The 16,743-nt window shown below is 69.6% G+C and carries 16 protein-coding genes and 1 pseudogene; 12 read left to right on the forward strand and 5 right to left on the reverse strand.

Annotated features, from left to right (window positions below; translation table 11 throughout):
- Positions 1-41 precede the first annotated feature (41 nt).
- A complete protein-coding gene (locus OG520_RS22390) occupies positions 42-248 on the reverse strand; it encodes a hypothetical protein (RefSeq protein ID WP_406014361.1) in 207 nt (68 codons plus the stop codon).
- Entirely contained in the window at positions 245-460 is a 216-nt protein-coding gene (locus OG520_RS22395) for a helix-turn-helix domain-containing protein (protein WP_406014362.1), read from the reverse strand. The genes OG520_RS22390 and OG520_RS22395 overlap by 4 nt, the downstream gene beginning before the upstream one ends.
- Positions 461-745: 285 nt before the next feature.
- Between OG520_RS22395 and OG520_RS22400 the strand changes: the two genes are divergently transcribed.
- From OG520_RS22400 to OG520_RS22410, 3 genes are read left to right on the forward strand one after another with little or no spacing between them, the layout of a single operon-like run.
- Positions 746-1,156: a helix-turn-helix transcriptional regulator gene (locus OG520_RS22400; protein WP_406014363.1), complete on the forward strand. Its 411-nt coding sequence runs from the start codon at positions 746-748 to the stop codon at positions 1,154-1,156.
- A gap of 12 nt (positions 1,157-1,168) precedes the next feature.
- A complete protein-coding gene (locus OG520_RS22405) occupies positions 1,169-1,495 on the forward strand; it encodes a hypothetical protein (protein WP_406014364.1) in 327 nt (108 codons plus the stop codon).
- Positions 1,492-3,138, forward strand: a complete 1,647-nt coding sequence (locus OG520_RS22410) for a recombinase family protein (RefSeq protein ID WP_406014365.1) — start codon at positions 1,492-1,494, stop codon at positions 3,136-3,138. Before OG520_RS22405 ends, OG520_RS22410 begins: the two co-directional genes overlap by 4 nt.
- Before the next feature lie 275 nt (positions 3,139-3,413).
- Here OG520_RS22410 and OG520_RS22415 read toward each other — a convergent pair whose 3' ends face one another.
- Positions 3,414-6,077: a SulP family inorganic anion transporter gene (locus OG520_RS22415; RefSeq protein ID WP_406014366.1), complete on the reverse strand. Its 2,664-nt coding sequence runs from the start codon at positions 6,075-6,077 to the stop codon at positions 3,414-3,416.
- Between the two features lie 322 nt (positions 6,078-6,399).
- Between OG520_RS22415 and OG520_RS22420 the strand changes: the two genes are divergently transcribed.
- Positions 6,400-7,728: a hypothetical protein gene (locus tag OG520_RS22420; RefSeq protein WP_406014367.1), complete on the forward strand. Its 1,329-nt coding sequence runs from the start codon at positions 6,400-6,402 to the stop codon at positions 7,726-7,728.
- A gap of 168 nt (positions 7,729-7,896) precedes the next feature.
- On the opposite strand, the gene OG520_RS22425 is transcribed toward OG520_RS22420, so the two are convergent.
- Positions 7,897-8,892 carry an ATP-binding protein gene (locus OG520_RS22425; RefSeq protein ID WP_406014368.1) on the reverse strand — a complete coding sequence of 332 codons (996 nt, stop codon included), beginning with the start codon at positions 8,890-8,892 and terminating at the stop codon, positions 7,897-7,899.
- 102 nt (positions 8,893-8,994) lie between these two features.
- Between OG520_RS22425 and OG520_RS22430 the strand changes: the two genes are divergently transcribed.
- A complete protein-coding gene (locus tag OG520_RS22430; protein ID WP_406014369.1) occupies positions 8,995-9,819 on the forward strand; it encodes an oxidoreductase in 825 nt (274 codons plus the stop codon).
- Positions 9,820-10,370: 551 nt separating this feature from the next.
- On the opposite strand, the gene OG520_RS22435 is transcribed toward OG520_RS22430, so the two are convergent.
- Entirely contained in the window at positions 10,371-11,210 is an 840-nt protein-coding gene (locus OG520_RS22435; protein ID WP_385326044.1) for an HAD family hydrolase, read from the reverse strand.
- A 566-nt stretch (positions 11,211-11,776) separates the two neighbouring features.
- Between OG520_RS22435 and ssd the strand changes: the two genes are divergently transcribed.
- The 7 genes and pseudogenes from ssd to OG520_RS22470 form a co-directional block, all read left to right on the forward strand.
- Positions 11,777-12,838, forward strand: coding sequence for a septum site-determining protein Ssd (gene ssd / locus OG520_RS22440; protein WP_406016540.1), 1,062 nt, complete (start codon positions 11,777-11,779; stop codon positions 12,836-12,838).
- The gene (locus tag OG520_RS22445) at positions 12,835-13,983 is read left to right on the forward strand and encodes a TadA family conjugal transfer-associated ATPase (protein WP_406014370.1); all 1,149 of its coding nucleotides are present in this window, start codon (positions 12,835-12,837) and stop codon (positions 13,981-13,983) included. Before ssd ends, OG520_RS22445 begins: the two co-directional genes overlap by 4 nt.
- Positions 13,980-14,861: a type II secretion system F family protein gene (locus OG520_RS22450; protein WP_399329375.1), complete on the forward strand. Its 882-nt coding sequence runs from the start codon at positions 13,980-13,982 to the stop codon at positions 14,859-14,861. The genes OG520_RS22445 and OG520_RS22450 overlap by 4 nt, the downstream gene beginning before the upstream one ends.
- Entirely contained in the window at positions 14,858-15,658 is an 801-nt protein-coding gene (locus OG520_RS22455; RefSeq protein ID WP_406014371.1) for a type II secretion system F family protein, read from the forward strand. The genes OG520_RS22450 and OG520_RS22455 overlap by 4 nt, the downstream gene beginning before the upstream one ends.
- A gap of 58 nt (positions 15,659-15,716) precedes the next feature.
- Positions 15,717-15,917, forward strand: coding sequence for a DUF4244 domain-containing protein (locus tag OG520_RS22460; protein ID WP_399329377.1), 201 nt, complete (start codon positions 15,717-15,719; stop codon positions 15,915-15,917).
- Positions 15,904-16,326 (forward strand): TadE family type IV pilus minor pilin, encoded by a 423-nt coding sequence (locus OG520_RS22465; protein ID WP_406014372.1) that lies wholly within the window; start codon positions 15,904-15,906, stop codon positions 16,324-16,326. Before OG520_RS22460 ends, OG520_RS22465 begins: the two co-directional genes overlap by 14 nt.
- Positions 16,327-16,508: 182 nt before the next feature.
- Positions 16,509-16,727, forward strand: a pseudogene (locus OG520_RS22470) (Rv3654c family TadE-like protein); the annotation flags it as partial.
- Between the last annotated feature and the right edge of the window lie 16 nt (positions 16,728-16,743).

Genomic DNA, 16,743 nt, shown 5'->3' on the forward strand with positions numbered 1-16,743 from the left:
GGGTCGTCCGGGTCGCATCCGGGCGGCCCTTTTTTCTTGTGTCAGGCGGCGGCGCGGTGGCGTTGCGGGATGGTGCGGGCGGCGCGGTCGGCGGTGATGCGCTGCTCCAGCTCGGCGAGCGACGGGCCGCCGGGGGAGTAGCAGGCGCGGGCGGCGTCGGCCACGCTCATGCGGTCCATGGCGTCAAGACCGTGACGCCAGATCCGGGCCGCTTCCCGTAGGGCCTGGCGGCGGTGCAGCTCTGTCATGCCGCGGTGTCCGGGGTCGGGTAGAGCGAGGCGGGGGTTACGCCGTAGATGCGCTGGATCGCGGCGAGGGTGGCGCCCTTGGGCTCTCCGCGTCCGCTGGTCCAGCGGCGGACGGTGGGGTACGGCGCACCCAGCCGGGCGGCAATGGCAGTGACGGTGTTGTCGCCGCGGGCGGCAGCGGCGGCCCGGAGGGGGCGGGGGTCGAAGGACACTGATACCTCACTCGGTCACGAGCGATCGGCGATCGATCACGCATGAAACATAACACGTATCGATCACGCGTGGAACATTCGTGGGAGAGTTGTGAAAGTGAGAACTCGTCTTCCGTAGCGGTGATGTGACGGTGTGCTAGTAAAAAGAGACCGGTTTCGCTGTTACTCGCTCGTATGTGCGATAACGTTGCCGAGCGACCAACGGGAAACCGCAAGGGGGGTTACGCATGTGTGAGAAGTGTGCGCAGAGATTAAAGAACCGCTCATGCGCGATACATTGTGTCCATGACCATCGGCTCGCGCCCCACCCCCGAACCCCCACTGGACGCCAGCATCGGAGATTGGCTGCGGTGGGCACTCCCACGGCACGGATACGACCCGAACGAGAGAGGCACCAACGCCAGGCTCGCTGAAGCCACAGGCGTTCCCGCCGCCACCATCTCGCGACTCCTCCGAAACGCCGGCCAACCCGACATGCGCACGCTGCTCGCAGTCGCTCAAGCCCTCGGCGAACCCGTGCTTCCCATGCTCGTACGAGCGCGGCTCCTACCCCCCGAGGTACTGCCGGCCACGGCGAAGCCGCGCACCATCACAAAAGCTGAAGCACTCGAAGCCCTCGGCGCCACCGACCCGGCCGACCAAACCGCAGTGCTCAGCCTGCTCCGCGCTCTCCATGCCAAGGGGGGCACCACTTAGGAAGGCCCGATCGTGTCTGCTCGTACCGTCTACCTGACCGCCTCATCCTCGGCCATGCTCCTAGTGGTGGGCCTCACCATCCTCCTCACCAGCATTGCCACGTTTGAGACGGTGGGCCCCTCCGTCGTGACTGGAGCCATAGTCACCACCACGGGCGTCATCGTCTCAGCGGTCACCGGTATTCGAGCAGCACGCGAGTACGCCTCCTATCGAGTGGCGCAAGCAGACAGTTCCGCTCTCGCACGCGCCATCATCCAGCACGACATCACCCTCACCGCGCCGCCTGAATGTTCCGTCGTGGCGTTCGATCGGCGCCCCACCCGGGAGACAGCCACGTGACCCAACGACACCACCTGAAGGGCTCACGCGACACCACGCGTGAGCCCTTTGTTGCATACGTCAGAGTCAGCACTTACTACGAGGAGAAGATCTCCGACGAGATCCAGCGCACTGCCATCAAGGCGTGGTCCGAGCGCAACAACAAGGAGATCGTGCACTGGATCGAAGACCTAGACGTGTCGGGGCGGTTGCTGAAACGTCGCATTGCGGAAGGGCTCCGATGGGTTGAAGAAGGCCAGGCCCGCGGCATCGCCGTGTGGCGCTACAGCCGGTTCGGGCGGAGCCGCCGCGGCAACGCTTTGAATTTGGCCCGCCTTGAGGCTGCTGGCGGCACCCTCGAATCCGCGACCGAGGCAGCCGACACTCGCACGCCGTTCGGTCGGTTCCAGCAGGGCATCAGTCTGAAATTCGCGGAGTACGAAAGCGACTTGATCGGCCAGTCATGGGCAGAAACCCGCGAGCACCGCCGCTCCGCCGGGCTGCCGGCCATCGGCGGGAAGCGCTGGGGGTACATCTGGCACCGTCGCCGTACCGACGAAGAAGCGGGCGTCATCCACCGAGAGTGGTACGAGCCCGATGACCTCAGCCGTGTAGTTACCGACCTACACGAACGGATCGCTGACGGCGAGTCCATGGCATCAGTCACAGGATGGCTGGGGAGCAGGGGATACATCGGGACCAAAGGGAAACCGTGGCTTCAGTCGGGGCTCAGCCGGTACATGGACAGCGGATTTGCGGCCGGGTGGATCCGCTACCACCCCGACGACTGCGACTGCCCACCCAAGGACCCGGATTCGACCGCTGCCCGCGGCGCCTTGTGCGCCAACCGCATGTGGGTACCGGCAGCACACGAACCGATCGTGCCTGAAGACGTGTGGGAGGCGTACAAGAAGAAGCGAGAGCAGGCTCGCAATACCCCGAGCGGGAACCGGAAACCGGCCTACGCACTGTCTGGGAACATGCGCTGCGGGCGCTGCGGCAACACAGCCTCAGCGGCCGGCGGCGCCACCTACGGGGCCGGAAAAGTGTTGATCAAGAAGCCGGGATACATGTTCCGGTGCTCAAAGATGAAAGACAACAAGACCTGTGACGGGGTGTACATCCTGCGCACCGTCGCAGAGGCCGCCGTGCTCGACCGGCTCGCCGAGCTGGCCGAAGCAATCGAGACCGAGGCCGCAGGCATCCCGCAGCAGCGACGCGAGGAACCCGATACGCCCCGGCAGCGGCTCACCGCTGCTCGGCAGCGACACCGCGAACGCCTCGCCGAAATTCAGCAGCAGCTAGACCGGCAAACCGATTTGCTCACACGTGGCGTGATCCCCGAGGACTCGTATACCCGCGAGCGGGACCGGTTGATGGCCGAGCAGACCGGGGTAGCTGCTGAACTTGCCGAGCTTGAGCAGCGGACCGACGAAGAAGAAGCGCGGCCGGCCGACTACCTGCCGGTCATCCGCGGTCTGCTCGACCGGTGGGAGGTGACACCCGTGGAGACGCGGCGGTCGATGCTTCGCACCGTGCTGCGTGGGGTGTGGGCCTACCCAAAGAGCACCGCGCCGGATGGATCAGAGATTCCGGCGTACGCCGTGGCTGTGGCCGTCTGGGAAGACGAGCCGACCTTGCTAGGACCGCGCGCAGCAGCGTAGCCGCAGGTCAGGCAACGAGAGTTCTTTCCTCTCCTGAGTCAGCAGATTGGCCAAGCTTTCGTTGCTCACGACATCTCCCATTCCCAGGGTGTCCGTTGTGTCCCGGGGCATAGCTCATCAGGCCAAAGGCCGGGTGACAAGTGTCTGCCCGGAATTGGTTTAGACCTGTGTCTCGTGTATGGAGACACCGTCCCGCGCCCGCATGCGATGTGGCGAGGTGCGGCGCAGTGCGGAGGCAGGACCACAAGGTCTCACGGACCCGGGGCGAAGGTGGTTCAGACGCCGGTCCGTTCCAACTCGCCGGAACCGGCGGGATCGCCGGGGCCCACGCGGTCGAAGACCTCGTCGAGCTCCAGCCCGCTGCTCGCCCCCTCGGTCAGCAGATAGGCCTGTGCCTCGCCCACATGGAAGTACATGCCGTGCAGCCGGAGCGTACCTTCGGCGAGCCGCCGCGACACCGATTCATGAGCCCGCAGATGGTCCAGCTGCTGGACCACATTGGTGAGGCAGAGCTGCTCCAGCGCATCGGTCGGCAGCCGTCCGGAGATCCGGGCCCAGGCGTGGTGCCGGGACGCCATCCGCTCCAGGCTCGGCAGCCCATGTCTCAGCCACCGCCACAGGGACGTGGACGGAGTCTCCGGGTCCGGTCTGGTGCCGAGCAGTGCCTGCATCGCTCCGCAGCCGGAGTGCCCGCAGACGGTGATGGACTCCACCTTCAGTACGTCCACCGCGTACTCGATCGCCGCGCCCACCGAGTCATCACCCGACTCGGCGTTCGGCAGGGGCACCAGATTGCCGACGTTCCGCACGGTGAACAGGTCACCCGGGCCGCTCGCCGTGATCATGCTGGTGACCAGGCGGGAGTCCGCGCAGGTGATGAAGAGCTGGGACGGGCGCTGACCCTCGACGGCCAGCCGGGCCAGCTCCTCGCGCACCAGCGGAGCGGTGTTGCGCTGGAAGGAACTCAGGCCGCTGATCAGTCGATTGACGCCGACCCGGCGGGCAGTGCCGGAGTGCGAGTCGGCCGTTCGGCCGGGGAGACGGTGGGCTGCGGGGGCCGGGCCAGGAGTGGGCTCGGGGCCGGGGCCGGGGCCGGAGGTGGGGGCAGGGGAGAGGGCGTGGTCAGGCGTGAATGCGGCTGTGGGTGTGGGTGTGGGTGTGGAAGTGCTGTGGGATGTGCCGAGGTGGACGGTGCCGGGGTGGGCGCCGATGAAGGGGGTGTCGAGGCCGTGGTCGGCTTCGGGCGCCAGGCCGGGCCCGTCGTGGCAGTGATGGTTGCGCCATGGTGTCCAGGGGCGGCAGCAGGAGTGCGCCGCCGAGGCGGGCTCGGCGATCCGGCCACCGGACCTGCCGGTGAACACGACCCTGCCGCCGTGGGCGGTCTGTGCAGTGCTCCAGTCCTGGATCGCCTCGTACGCCGCGTGGTCCATGAAGAAGCCGTCCAGTTCGACGACGGCATTCCCGCCCTGGGGCAGCTGGCCCAGCGTACGGCTGAGCCGGGGAACCGCGAGGAACGTCAACTGTCCTCGTACGACGACCAGATGCTGTCCGCCCTGATCGGTAACCGTGATCCGGGTCCGGGCCAGCCGGTGCAGGGCGACCGCCACCGCCACCGCGATGCCGATCGCCACACCCTTCAGTACGCCGAAGAGGACCACGCCGGTGATCGTCGCCCCGTACACCGGGAATTCGCGGTGCTTATGGACGTTGCGGATGTGGGCGAAACTCACCATCTGGATACCGACCATCATCACCAGTGCGGCGAGCGCGGCCAGCGGGATCCACTCCAGCACGGTGACCAGCAGCCCGGTGGCGAGCAGCACCCAGACGCCGTGCAGCACGGTGGAGGCGCGCCCGGTCGCCCCGGCGCGTACGTTTGCCGAGCTGCGCACCGCTCCGCCGGACACGGCCAGCCCGCCCACCAGCCCGGACAGGGTGTTGGCGATGCCTTGGGCGCGCAGCTCACGGTCGAGATCGGAGCGTCTGGCGGGCAGTGTGGGCGGTGTGGGCGAGGCGGGCGAGTCGGGTGATGTGGCCGAAGTCGAGGACGAGGGCGCGGCCGACAGCTTGTCCACGGCCACCGCGGCGAGCAGCGACTCCAGGCTGGCCACCAGCATCACCGTGAACACGGCCGTGGCCAGGGTGAGTACGGGGCCGTGCGGCATCTCCGGCAAGGCGTGCGAGCGCCAGGACGGCAGATCGACCCGGGCGATTCCGGGGGCGACGATCGCAGCCACCGCCGTAGCGGTCACCACCGCGGCGAGAGCGGCCGGAATCCGTCGTACAGCGCGCCCGATCCGGCCCGGAATCCGCGGCCACAGGACCAGGACGGTGATGGTCAGCATGCCGATGAGCGGGGCGGCCGGGCCCACTCGGCCCAACTGGTCGGGGAGCGCCAGGGCGTTGGCGACGGCTGAACTCTGCGGCGAGCCGCCGAGCACGATGTGCAGCTGGGCGAGTGCGATGGCCACGCCGATGCCGGCGAGGGTGCCGTGGACGATGGCGGGGCTGACGGCGAGGGCGCTGCGCGCCGCCCGCAGTGAGCCCAGCAGGATCTGCAGAAGCCCGGCGCCGATGGTGATCGCGCAGGTGGTGCGCCAGCCATAGATCTGGATCAACTCGGCCGTGACCACGGTCAGTCCGGCGGACGGGCCGCTGACCTGGAGAGGGGTGCCGCCGAGCAGTCCGGCGACGATGCCGCCGATCGCGGCGGAGATGAGGCCGGCCTCCAGCGGGGCGCCCATGGCGACGGCGAGACCGAGCGACATGGGGACGGCGAGCAGGAAGACCGTGATCGATGCGGACAGATCGGCGCCCGCGATGCGGAATCGCCCACCGCGCGGTGGCGGCGGACTGTGTGGTCGTTTGACTCCCGAGGCGCGCGGTGGGCGCGAACTGCGGGATGTGCGGTTGTGACGAGTGGGGACGCAAGCAGACATGTTCCCGTCTCCTCCGGGGCAGCGCGGTCGCGGAATGTGGGGACGCGGCCTTGGGTCACGGCGTGCAGCGGCGGGATTTCTCAACTCTCAGTAAACAGATCGTAATGGAGAGTAAAGATCTGTGTCCATGCTTGAGGTCAAATGGACCGTTTGATCACCCATTCAAGTGAATAGGCATCTTTCCATTCGGCCTGTCGTGCTGATCCGGCGGAGCCGTGTGCGAACTTGACCGCGCCGTGTCGGCACTTCGACGCGAATGACCTGCAAGGAAGAGGGTGGGCGGATGGTGGCCGCCACGACGAGAGTCGCCGCGAGGAGAGTCGTGACGAGGAGAGGTGCCGCGAGGAAGGCTGTCGCCGGGCGGGTCGCCCTGGGTGTCGTGGCTGTCGCACTGACTGCGGGAGTGGCCGGGTGCTCCTCCGATGCCGCCCGCGGAGCCGCCGGACCGGAAGCGGCGAAACAGGCCGCCGGGGCGAAGAAGGAAGCCCCTGAAGCAGCGCCCAAGAGCGTTTTCCGGCTCATCGGTGACGGTTCCACCGCCTTCACCGGCAGCCAGCCGAAGCAGCCCGTGCCCAAGCGCCTGGCGCCCGGTCGGAAGCCCCCGCAGTTCGTGGTGTTCTCGTGGGACGGCGCAGGCGAGGACAGCCAGAAGCTGTTCTCGCACTTCCGCGAGGTCGGGAAGAAGTACCACGCGAACATGACGTACTTCCTCAGCGGCGTGTACATGCTGCCGGAGGGCAAGCGGGAGCTCTACGACCCGCCGAAGCACAACACCGGCAGCTCGGACATCGGCTTCAACGACACCGAGGGAATCCGGAACACCATCACCCAGGTGCGCGGGGCCTGGGAGGACGGTGACGAGATCGGCACCCACTTCAACGGGCACTTCTGCGGTCCCGAGGGCGGCGGCGACTGGTCCGTCGATCAGTGGAAGAGCGAGATCAGCCAGGCCAAGTCCTTCGTGAAGAACTGGAAGACCAACGACCCCGGCCTCGAAAGGGAGAAGCCGCTTCCCTTCGACTACGACAAGGAGCTCGTCGGCGGCCGCACCCCCTGCCTGGAGGGGCAGAAGAACATGGTGGCCGCGGCGCGGACGATGGGCTTCCGTTACGACTCCAGTGGGGTCAACAACCAGGTCTGGCCCAAGAAGAAGGGTGGCATCTGGGACTTCTCGATGCAGCTCGTCCCCGTGCCGGGCCGGGCGTTCGAGACCCTTTCGATGGACTACAACTTCATGTTCAACCAGTCCGGTACGACGCAGGGCGACCCGGACCAGCACGAGTACTGGGGCAGCCAGATGCGTGACGGTCTGCTCCAGGCCTTCGACCGCTCGTACGACGGGAACCGCGCCCCGCTGATCATCGGCAACCACTTCGAGTCCTGGAACGGCGGCACCTACATGCGCGCCGTCGAGCAGACCATCGCGACGGTCTGCACCAAGGAGGGTGTGCGCTGCGTGTCCTTCCGGCAGCTGGCGGACTGGCTGGACGCGCAGGACCCGGCGACGCTGGCGAAGCTCGGCACGCTCGACGTCGGCCAGTCACCCGAGAAGGGATGGACCGCGTTCCTCGACGGAGCCGGAACTTCCGGGGCCGGCCGGGCGGCGGGGGCCGACAAGCGTGACCAAGGAACCGGCGAGCACGGCCGCTGAGCTGGGCGGCCTTCGGCCGCGGCCGGCGCGTCGTGCGCCGGACGGGCCGGGCAGCAGGGCCGCGCGTCGGGTGCCGGACGGGTCGGAGAGCCGATCCCGTCCGGCACCCGAGGGTGCAACGGTTCCCGGCGGGGAGGCGCGAACCCTTCCGGCGGGGGTGCCGCGGGCTCAGGCGGGCTGAGCGGTGCTGTCCTGCGCGTACCGCTCGTCGAGAACGAAGGCGGGGTCGACCTGGGCGGCCAGGTCGGCGCCCGTCTTCTCATTGCCCCAGCTCTCCGCGTTCTTCAGATGGAAATGCACCATCTGCCGCGTGTAGCGCCCCCAGTCCCGCTGCTCGTACGAGTCCTCCGCGGCATTCTGCAGCGCCTGCAGAGCCATCCGGTTGTCCGCCTCCAGCAGCTCGAAGCGAGCAGGGCGGCCTTTCTCCATCGCCCGTACCCAGTCGGAGTGCCCGACGCTGACCAGCAGGTCGTCGCCCACCTCGGCGCGCAGGAATTCCAGATCGTCCTCGCCCTGCACCTTGTTGCCGATGACCTTCAGCGCGACCCCGAAGTCCCGCGCGTACTCCTTGTACTGGCGATAGACCGAGACGCCCTTACGGGTCGGTTCCGCGACCAGGAACGTCATGTCGAAGCGGGTGAACATCCCCGAGGCGAAGGAGTCCGAACCCGCTGTCATGTCAACGACGACATAGTCGTCGGGACCGTCGACGAGATGGTTGAGGCAGAGCTCGACCGCGCCGACCTTGGAGTGGTAGCAGGCCACGCCCAGATCCGACTCGGTGAACGGCCCGGTGGCCATCAGCCGGATCTCCCCGTCGTCGAGCCGGACCGCACGGGCGCACGCGTCATAGATCGGGTTGTCCTCGCGGACCCGCAGCAGCCGGGAGCCCTCGCCGGGCGGAGTCGTCTTGATCATCGTCTCGCTGGAGGCGATACGGGGGTTGCTGCCGCGCAGATACTCCTTGATCAGAGGCAGGTGCGCTCCCATGGCGGGCAGCGCGGCGGCCTCCTGGTCGTCGAGGCCGAGCGCGGCCCCGAGGTGCTGGTTGATGTCGGCGTCCACCGCGACGACATGGGCTTCATTGGCGGCGAGGTGGCGGATGAAGAGCGAGGACAGCGTCGTCTTGCCGCTGCCGCCCTTCCCCACGAAAGCGATCTTCATGTTCACCTAGGGTAGCGGGATGATCGCGTTCTGCTGTCGCACTTCGTGAAGAAGGCCACTCCCGGGCGGTATCGGCGCAGCGGGCGCGTAGCCTCGTTACCTATGAGTACGACTGCCTCTGATCCGCTTGCCGCCCTCGGCACCCTGCCGGGCGTCGCCGATGCGGTGGACTCCGTACGCAAGGCCGTCGACCGGGTCTACGGTCACCGCGTCATGCGGCGCCGCAGCAATGAGGTCACCGCGGAAGCGGCGCTGCGCGGCGCCCGTGGCTCGGCGGCGCTGTCGGGAGCAGACTGGAATCTGGAGGAGGTGCGCCGGCGCACCGACTTCAGTGGTGATGGTGAGGCGCATGTGGTCGGGGCGGCCCTGAGGCTGACTGCCGAAGCGGGTCAACTGCTGTCCATCTGGCGGCAGTCACCGCTGCGGGTGCTGGCACGGCTGCATCTGGTCGCGGCCGGCGGGGCGGCACCGGACGATGCTGTCGGCCGGCCGAGGCTGGCGGGCGAGCCTGTGGACGAGCCGCTGATCGAGGCGCCGCTGCCGGATGCCGACGAGGTGGCCGGACGGCTGGAGGGACTCTCCGGGCTGATTCTTTCGGGTACTTCGGCGCCTGCGCTGGTGGCGGCGGCGGTCGTGCATGGTGAACTGCTGGCACTGCGCCCCTTCGGCTCGTGCAACGGCCTCGTGGCGCGGACCGCTGAGCGGATCGTGCTGATCGGGAGCGGCCTCGATCCCAAATCGATCTGCCCCGCCGAGGTGGGCCATGCCGAACTGGGGCGGGCGGCGTACGTCGCGGCGTTCGAGGGTTATCTGTCGGGAACGCCGGACGGGATGGCGGCCTGGATCACGCACTGCGGACGCTCCGTGGAGCTGGGCGTCAGGGAGTCGACGGCGGTGTGCGAGGCGCTGCAGCGCGGAGCCGCGTAACAGTGGAGCCGCGCAAGAGGGAACGGCAGGAACGGCCGGATTGCTGTGGTGAGCTCGACACCGTGTGTGCGTCGCGGTGTGCTTCGCGATAAATCCACCGAAGTAACTTCATCGCGGTAACTCCACCGAATTGTCTTCACCGCGTCGACTTCGGTGCCCGACAAAAGGGTTGCGGCGGTACCGTCCTCGGTACCGCCGCTGGCATGTCTACCCAGTTACCATGCGTCCTCGATATATGCCCATCAGGTCGGGATGCTTTGCCCGTTCCCTGGTGCGGCTGGCCCGTAATCGACGGGTCGACGTCGCGTGGGTGCTCGGTTTTCATGCTCGGTCCGTGGGGCCGTCTCTGCGTTACAGGTAATCCTCTCGGATGTCCTTGGTCTCGCGGGCCGTTGAGTCATTTGTACTCCAGAGCCGGGGTGAGCGGTAGTGCTGGCCCTACTTCTTTACTTTTGGGTTCAATTACGGGCGAGTTGGATAATTCGACGCCGGCCTGGTCGGCGTATGCCGGACCGCCGCCCGGAGCGTGCGTCAGGCAGAGCCGTCGTGCGTCAGGCGGAGCCCGTAGTGGCGCGGCGGCGGGAGGTGTACCAGACCAGCCCTGCCGTGACGGCGGCTGCGCCCACCGCTGCCGCCGCGACCAATGCCGGACGGGGCGGCAGCGAGAACGTGGGCAGCCGCTGCTTGAGCCGGACCGGTCGGTCGAAGACGAGAATCGGCCACTCGCGCAGGGTTGCTTCGCGCCGCAGCGCGCGATCCGGATTGACCGCGTGCGGATGGCCGACCGACTCCAGCATCGGTACATCCGTGGCGGAGTCGCTGTAGGCGTAACAGCGTGAGAGGTCATACCCCTCCGACACCGCGAGGGCCCTGATTGCCTCGGCCTTGGTCGGCCCGTACGCGTAGTACTCGACTTCGCCGGTGAAGCAGCCGTCGTCGCCGACGACCATTCGGGTGGCGACGACCCGGTCGGCGCCGAGCAGCTCGCCGATCGGTTCGACGACCTCGGCGCCCGAGGTCGAAACGATCACCACATCGCGTCCGGCGGTGTGGTGCTCCTCGATGAGCGTCGCCGCTTCGTCGTAGATGATGGGGTCGATCAGATCGTGCAGGGTCTCGGCGACGATTTCTTTCACCTGCTGGACGTTCCAGCCCTTGCAGAGCGCCGAGAGATATTCCCGCATCCGCTCCATCTGGTCGTGATCCGCACCCCCGGCAAGGAACACGAACTGTGCGTACGCAGTGCGCAGTACAGCGCGGCGGTTGATCAGTCCGCCTTGGTAGAAGGACTTGCTGAAGGTCAGTGTCGAGGACTTCGCAATGACCGTCTTGTCCAGGTCAAAGAAGGCGGCTGTGCGCGGCAAGAAGCGGTTTTCCACAAGGCAGAGCATAGGGGGACATCATTCGGCGTAAACTCTGGCGCGTGGGTTTGCCTGAGAAGGCTCTCGGGTACACCATGGAAGTCACGGATCGTTCGCGACCGTGCTAACCCGGTCCGGCTCCTCCCCCCCCGAGTCGGCCGTGGGGACGACCCCCGCTCTCCCCCCCGGCGGGGGTCGTCGCATGTCCGGACGCGTTTCTGTCGTTCGAAATCAAGCATTCCGACTCCATTTCGGCCGCGACGGCCCGCTTCTCGTTCCGTCCCCCACCACCATGACTCGTCACGGTGCGTAGCGGAAGTGCTGCGCTCCGGAAGTCGCCGGTATGAGCGACGGAGATATTCACAACGGTGGAGTTGTCCACAGGTTTCGAGCAAGATCCACACGATTTTCCGAAGCGCTGCACGGTGATTCCACCGCGAAGTCCGCGGGTTGTGGAATCGCCGATCCCGGAACGCTCCGAGATCACCGCGAACCGCGATGAAGGTGCAGTGGGGAAGGGGGCGGAGATCGTGGCCGAGTCCATCGCACGGGATCCTCTGCCGGCCGCCGGAGCGCGGCGGGGCGGACCGCTGATCGTGACCGAGGATGTGGAACTGCTCGACGATCTGCTGCGGCTGTGTGCGGCCGCTGGAGCGGAACCGGAAGTTCATCACTCGCTGCCCGAGAACAGAGGCAGTTGGGAGCAGGCTCCGATGGTTCTCGTGGGCGACGATGCCGCCCAGCGATGCCGAGGGGCGGAACGCAGGCGGGGCGTGATGCTCGTCGGCCGGGATCAGGACGCCCCGGACGTCTGGCGCCGCGCCGTGGAGATCGGGGCCGAATATGTGCTGAGGCTGCCCGATTCGGAGAGCTGGCTCGTCGACCAGATCGCCAATGCGGCGGAAGGCGTGGGCCGGCCGGCGCTCACCGTGGGAGTGATCGGCGGACGGGGCGGCTCCGGTGCGTCCACGCTGGCCTGCGCCCTCGCGGTGACCGCGGCGAGGGCCGGGCGGCGGACCATGCTGATCGACGGTGACCCGCTCGGCGGCGGCATCGACGTGCTGCTCGGTGGCGAACGGGCCGAGGGGATGCGATGGCCGGATTTCGCCCACTCCAAGGGGCGGGTCGGCGGGGGAGCGCTGGAGGAATCACTGCCGGCGCTGCATGGGCTGCGGGTGCTCAGCTGGGGCCGCGACGACTGGGTGGTCATCCCGCCGCAGGCCATACGGGCCGTGCTGGCTGCCGCACGCCGGCTCGGCGGGGTGGTGGTCGTCGATCTGCCGCGCCGGGTCGACGAGTCGGTGGCCGAGGCGCTCGCGCAGCTGGACCTCGGGCTGTTGGTGGTACCGGGGGAGCTTCGCGCGGTAGCGGCGGCGAAGCGTGTGGCGTCCATGGCCGGGATGGTCCTGGACGACCTGCGGGTGGTGTCTCGCGGGCCGTACGCGGCGGGCCTCGACGAACGGTGGGTGGCGCAGGCGCTGGGGCTGCCACTCGCCGGTGAACTCCCGCTCGACGCAGGGCTGTCGGCCGCTCAGGACGGCGGTACGCCGCCGGGCGGCAGCGCGCGCGGTCCGCTGGCCAGGTTCTGCGCGGCGTTCTGGGAGCGGGCGCTCGCTCCGGAGGGCGCCGGGGGGCGCGCCGCCGGAGGTGCGTCATGACGGAGACGCTGCTCGATGCCGTACGACAGCGGCTGGCCCAGAACGGCACGGCACCGACGCCGGCCGGGGTCGCGGCCGCGCTGCGGGCCCAGGGGCGGCTGCTCGGGGACGCCGAAGTGCTCGGTGCGGCCGATGAGTTGCGCGGCGAACTGGTCGGGACCGGGGTGCTGGAGCCGCTGCTGGCCGATCCGGCGGTGACGGACGTGCTGGTCTCCGCGCCGGACCGGGTGTGGGTGGACCGGGGCGGCGGGCTCGAACTCACCGGGGTGACCTTCACGGATGCCGCCGCGGTGCGCAGGCTGGCGCAGCGGCTGGCCGCCGTGGCGGGGCGACGGCTGGACGACGCCCGCCCTTGGGTGGACGCGAGGCTTCCGGACGGCACCCGTATGCATGCCGTGCTGCCGCCGGTGTCCGTCGGTTCGACGTGCCTGTCGCTGCGGGTGGTGCGGCCCAGGGCCTTCTCGCTGACGGAGCTCGTCGCGGCCGGGACGGTGCCGCCGGGCGGTGACCGGGTGCTGCGGGCCCTGGTGGAGGCCCGGGTCTCGTATCTGATCAGTGGAGGGACGGGGGCCGGGAAGACGACTCTTCTGTCGAGTCTGCTGGGTGCGGTCGGGGAGCGGGAGCGAATCGTGCTCGCGGAGGATTCGGCGGAGCTGCGGCCGGACCATCCCCATGTGGTGCGCCTGGAGTCGCGCCCCGCCAACCAGGAGGGGGCGGGCCGGGTGACGCTCCGGGACCTGGTGCGGCAGGCGCTGCGGATGCGGCCCGACCGGCTGGTGGTCGGGGAGGTGCGCGGTGCCGAGGTCACCGAACTCCTGGCCGCTCTGAACACTGGCCACGAAGGCGGCTGCGGGACGGTTCACGCCAATGCGGCCGAGCACGTACCGGCCCGTCTGGAGGCACTGGGGACGGCGGCCGGACTGGACCGGACGGCGCTGCACAGCCAGTTGGCGGCCGCGCTGTCGGTGGTGGTCCATCTCGTGCGGGACCGGGCCGGACAGCGGCGGATCGCCGAGGTGCAGGTTCTGGAGCGGGACGCGGCGGGGCTCGTGGTGACCGTGCCCGCGCTGTGCTGGGGCACCGATGGATTCGGGCGGGAGCGGGGCTGGGAGCGGCTGCGGTCGCTGATCGGGGGTGCGCTGTGACCGGGGGTGCGCCGACGGGGCTGTCGGCGGGCGTGAGCTGTGCGGTGGTCCTGTGCGTCGGGGCGGCGGCCTGGCTGATGGCGGCGCAGGACCACGGGCGGCGGAGGGCCCGGGTGCTCTTCGCCGACGGGGCGGTTCGGGCGCCGCTGCGTGTGTGCTGGGAGCGGACCGGGGCGCGGGTACGGGAGTGGTCGGGGGAGCGGCGGGAGTGGCTCTGCCTTCCGGTGGCGTTGGTCGTCGCCGTGCTGGGGGAGTCGGTGTTGCCGCTGCTGGCCGGTGCGGTGGCGGTACCGCTGGTACGGCGGTGGCTGCGGAGGCGGGCCCGGGGCAAGGAGCGGGAACGCCGGGCGGCCGGGGTGGTGGCGCTCTGCGGCGCGGTCGTGGGTGAGCTGCGGGCCGGACACGAACCGGGTCGGGCGTTGCTCGTCGCCGTCCGCGGCACCGGGGTGATGGGGGCGGCGGAGGCCGGCGTGTCTGCCGCGGCGCGATTCGGTGGTGATGTGCCGGGGGCGCTCGGGCAGGCGGCACGGGAGCCGGGTCTGGACGGTCTCGCCGGGGTGGCGGCCTGCTGGCGGGTGGCGGCCGACGGTGGGGCCGGGCTCGCGGCGGGGCTGGACCGCCTGGAGGGCGCGTTGCGGGCCGAGCTGCGCAGACGCGAGGAATTACGGGCCCAACTGGCGGGTGCCTGGTCGACGGTGGCCGTGCTGGCACTGCTTCCGGTGCTGGGTCTGGGGCTGGGGGCGGCGCTCGGGGCCGATCCGTTGAGGGTGCTGTTGCACACTCCGGCCGGGCTCGTCTGTCTGGCGACGGGCGGAGTGCTTGAGGCGGCCGGGCTCTGCTGGGCCGGCCGGATCGTACGGGCGGGGGAGGCGGCATGAGCGCGGTCACCGGCGAAGCCGTCCACCGGGTGGCGGCGGTGTGCGCGGTGCTGAGCGCGGTCGCTTGTCCGGCCCTTGCGCTGGCAGGACTGCGGCGGAGGCGGACAGTGCGCCGCCGGGGCGCGGTGCTGCTGGCGATCGTCTCGCCGAAGGATCGGCGCGGGCGGGGACACGCGATACTCGGTGCCCGGACGAAGGAGTGGATCGCGCCACTGGGCGTTGTGGCGGCGGGCTGGGTCCTGATCGGCGGCCTGCCTGGGTGCGTGGCGGGGCTCGTGGGAGCGTACGGCGTCTGGCGGTGGCAACGGGCCCGAGGCGGACGCGAACCGGGGGCCGGGCTTGCGGAGTTGGCGGAGGCCGCGCGCCAGCTCCCGCTGGCGGCCGACCTGTTGGCGGCCTGCATTTCCGCCGGGGCCGGGCCCCGGGAGGCGGCCGAGGCGGTGGGGGAGTCGCTCGGCGGGCCGGTCGGCGTGCGCCTGGCGCGGACGGCCGCGGAGATCCGTCTCGGTGGTGAACCTGCGGAGGCCTGGGGGCGGTTCGGGGAGATACCGGGTGCAGGTGCGCTGGCCCGCTGCCTGGACCGGGCGGGGTCGACCGGAGCTCCGGCGGCGGAGCCGGTGGCTCGGCTGGCCGAGGCGATGCGGGCCGAGCGTGCGAGTGCGGCCGTGGCGCGCGCCCAGCGGGCAGGCGTGGCGATGACCGCTCCGGTCGGACTCTGCTTTCTGCCCGCTTTCCTGACAGTCGGGGTGGCACCGGTGGTGATCGGTCTGGCGACCGGGCTGCTTCACACCGGATGACCGAAAAGTATGAGTAGAAATCCATTCGGCATGAATTAAGAATTCCACGGGGGTTGAAATGGTGCGGCGAATCAAGGACTGGCTGCGCGGCATGGCACGCCGAGTCCGGTCGGACAGCGGAATGACGACATCCGAATATGCGGTGGGGACGATCGCGGCCTGTGCGTTCGCGGCGGTGCTCTACAAGGTGGTCACCAGCCAGCCGGTCATGTCCGCACTGCAGTCGCTGTTGAAGGACGCGCTCGATGCGAAGTTCTGAGAGCGGCCCCGGGGCGCTCGCCGGAGGGCGTTCCCGTGTCGGGGGCGGGAGAGCAGGGGCCCGAAGGGATCGGGGTGCGGTGACGGCGGAAGCGGCCATGGCGATTCCGGCGCTGGTGCTGTTCGCCCTGGCGTTGGTCTGGGCGCTGATGGCCGCATCCGCCCAGATCCGGTGCGTGGACGCGGCGAGGGCCGGGGCGAGGGCGGCGGCCCGTTCGGAGCCGGAGGCGCAGGTGCTGGAAGCCGCCCGTTCGGCGGCACCCGGCGGGGCCGAAGTCGCGATGGAGCGGGCCGGGGAGCTGTGGCGGGTACGGGTGGCGACGTCGATGCCGGGGCCGGGCCCGCTGGCCCTGACGCTTCACGCGGAGGCGGCGGCACTGGCCGAGGACACGGTAGGGGTGACGCAATGACCCGGACGGTCCGGACGGTCGAGACGGGACGTGCAGCCGCCCGCGCATGGCTGCGTGCCACTGCCCATGCGCGGCTGCGTGCCACTGCCTATGCGTGGCTGCGTGACGTCGCCCTTGTGCGGCTGCGCAGGAGCAGGCAGTCGGCGGACGGGGACAGGGGCCTGGCCACGGTGTGGGTGGCGATGACCACGGCCACGCTGTGCGCGGTGTTCGCGGTCGTGCTGGCCCTTGGGCAGGTGGTGGCCGTCCGGCACCGGGCGGGCGGTGCGGCGGACCTGGCGGCCCTGGCTGCGGCCGACCGGGCCCTGCAAGGCCCTGGGGCGGCGTGTGGGGCCGCCGGGAAGGTGGCCGCGGCGCAGGGAGCCGTGGTGGTCCGGTGTGCGGTGCGCGGGGAGATCGCCGATGTGACGGCCCGGG

Source organism: Streptomyces sp. NBC_00984 (assembly GCF_045162475.1).
Lineage (GTDB): Bacteria > Actinomycetota > Actinomycetes > Streptomycetales > Streptomycetaceae > Streptomyces.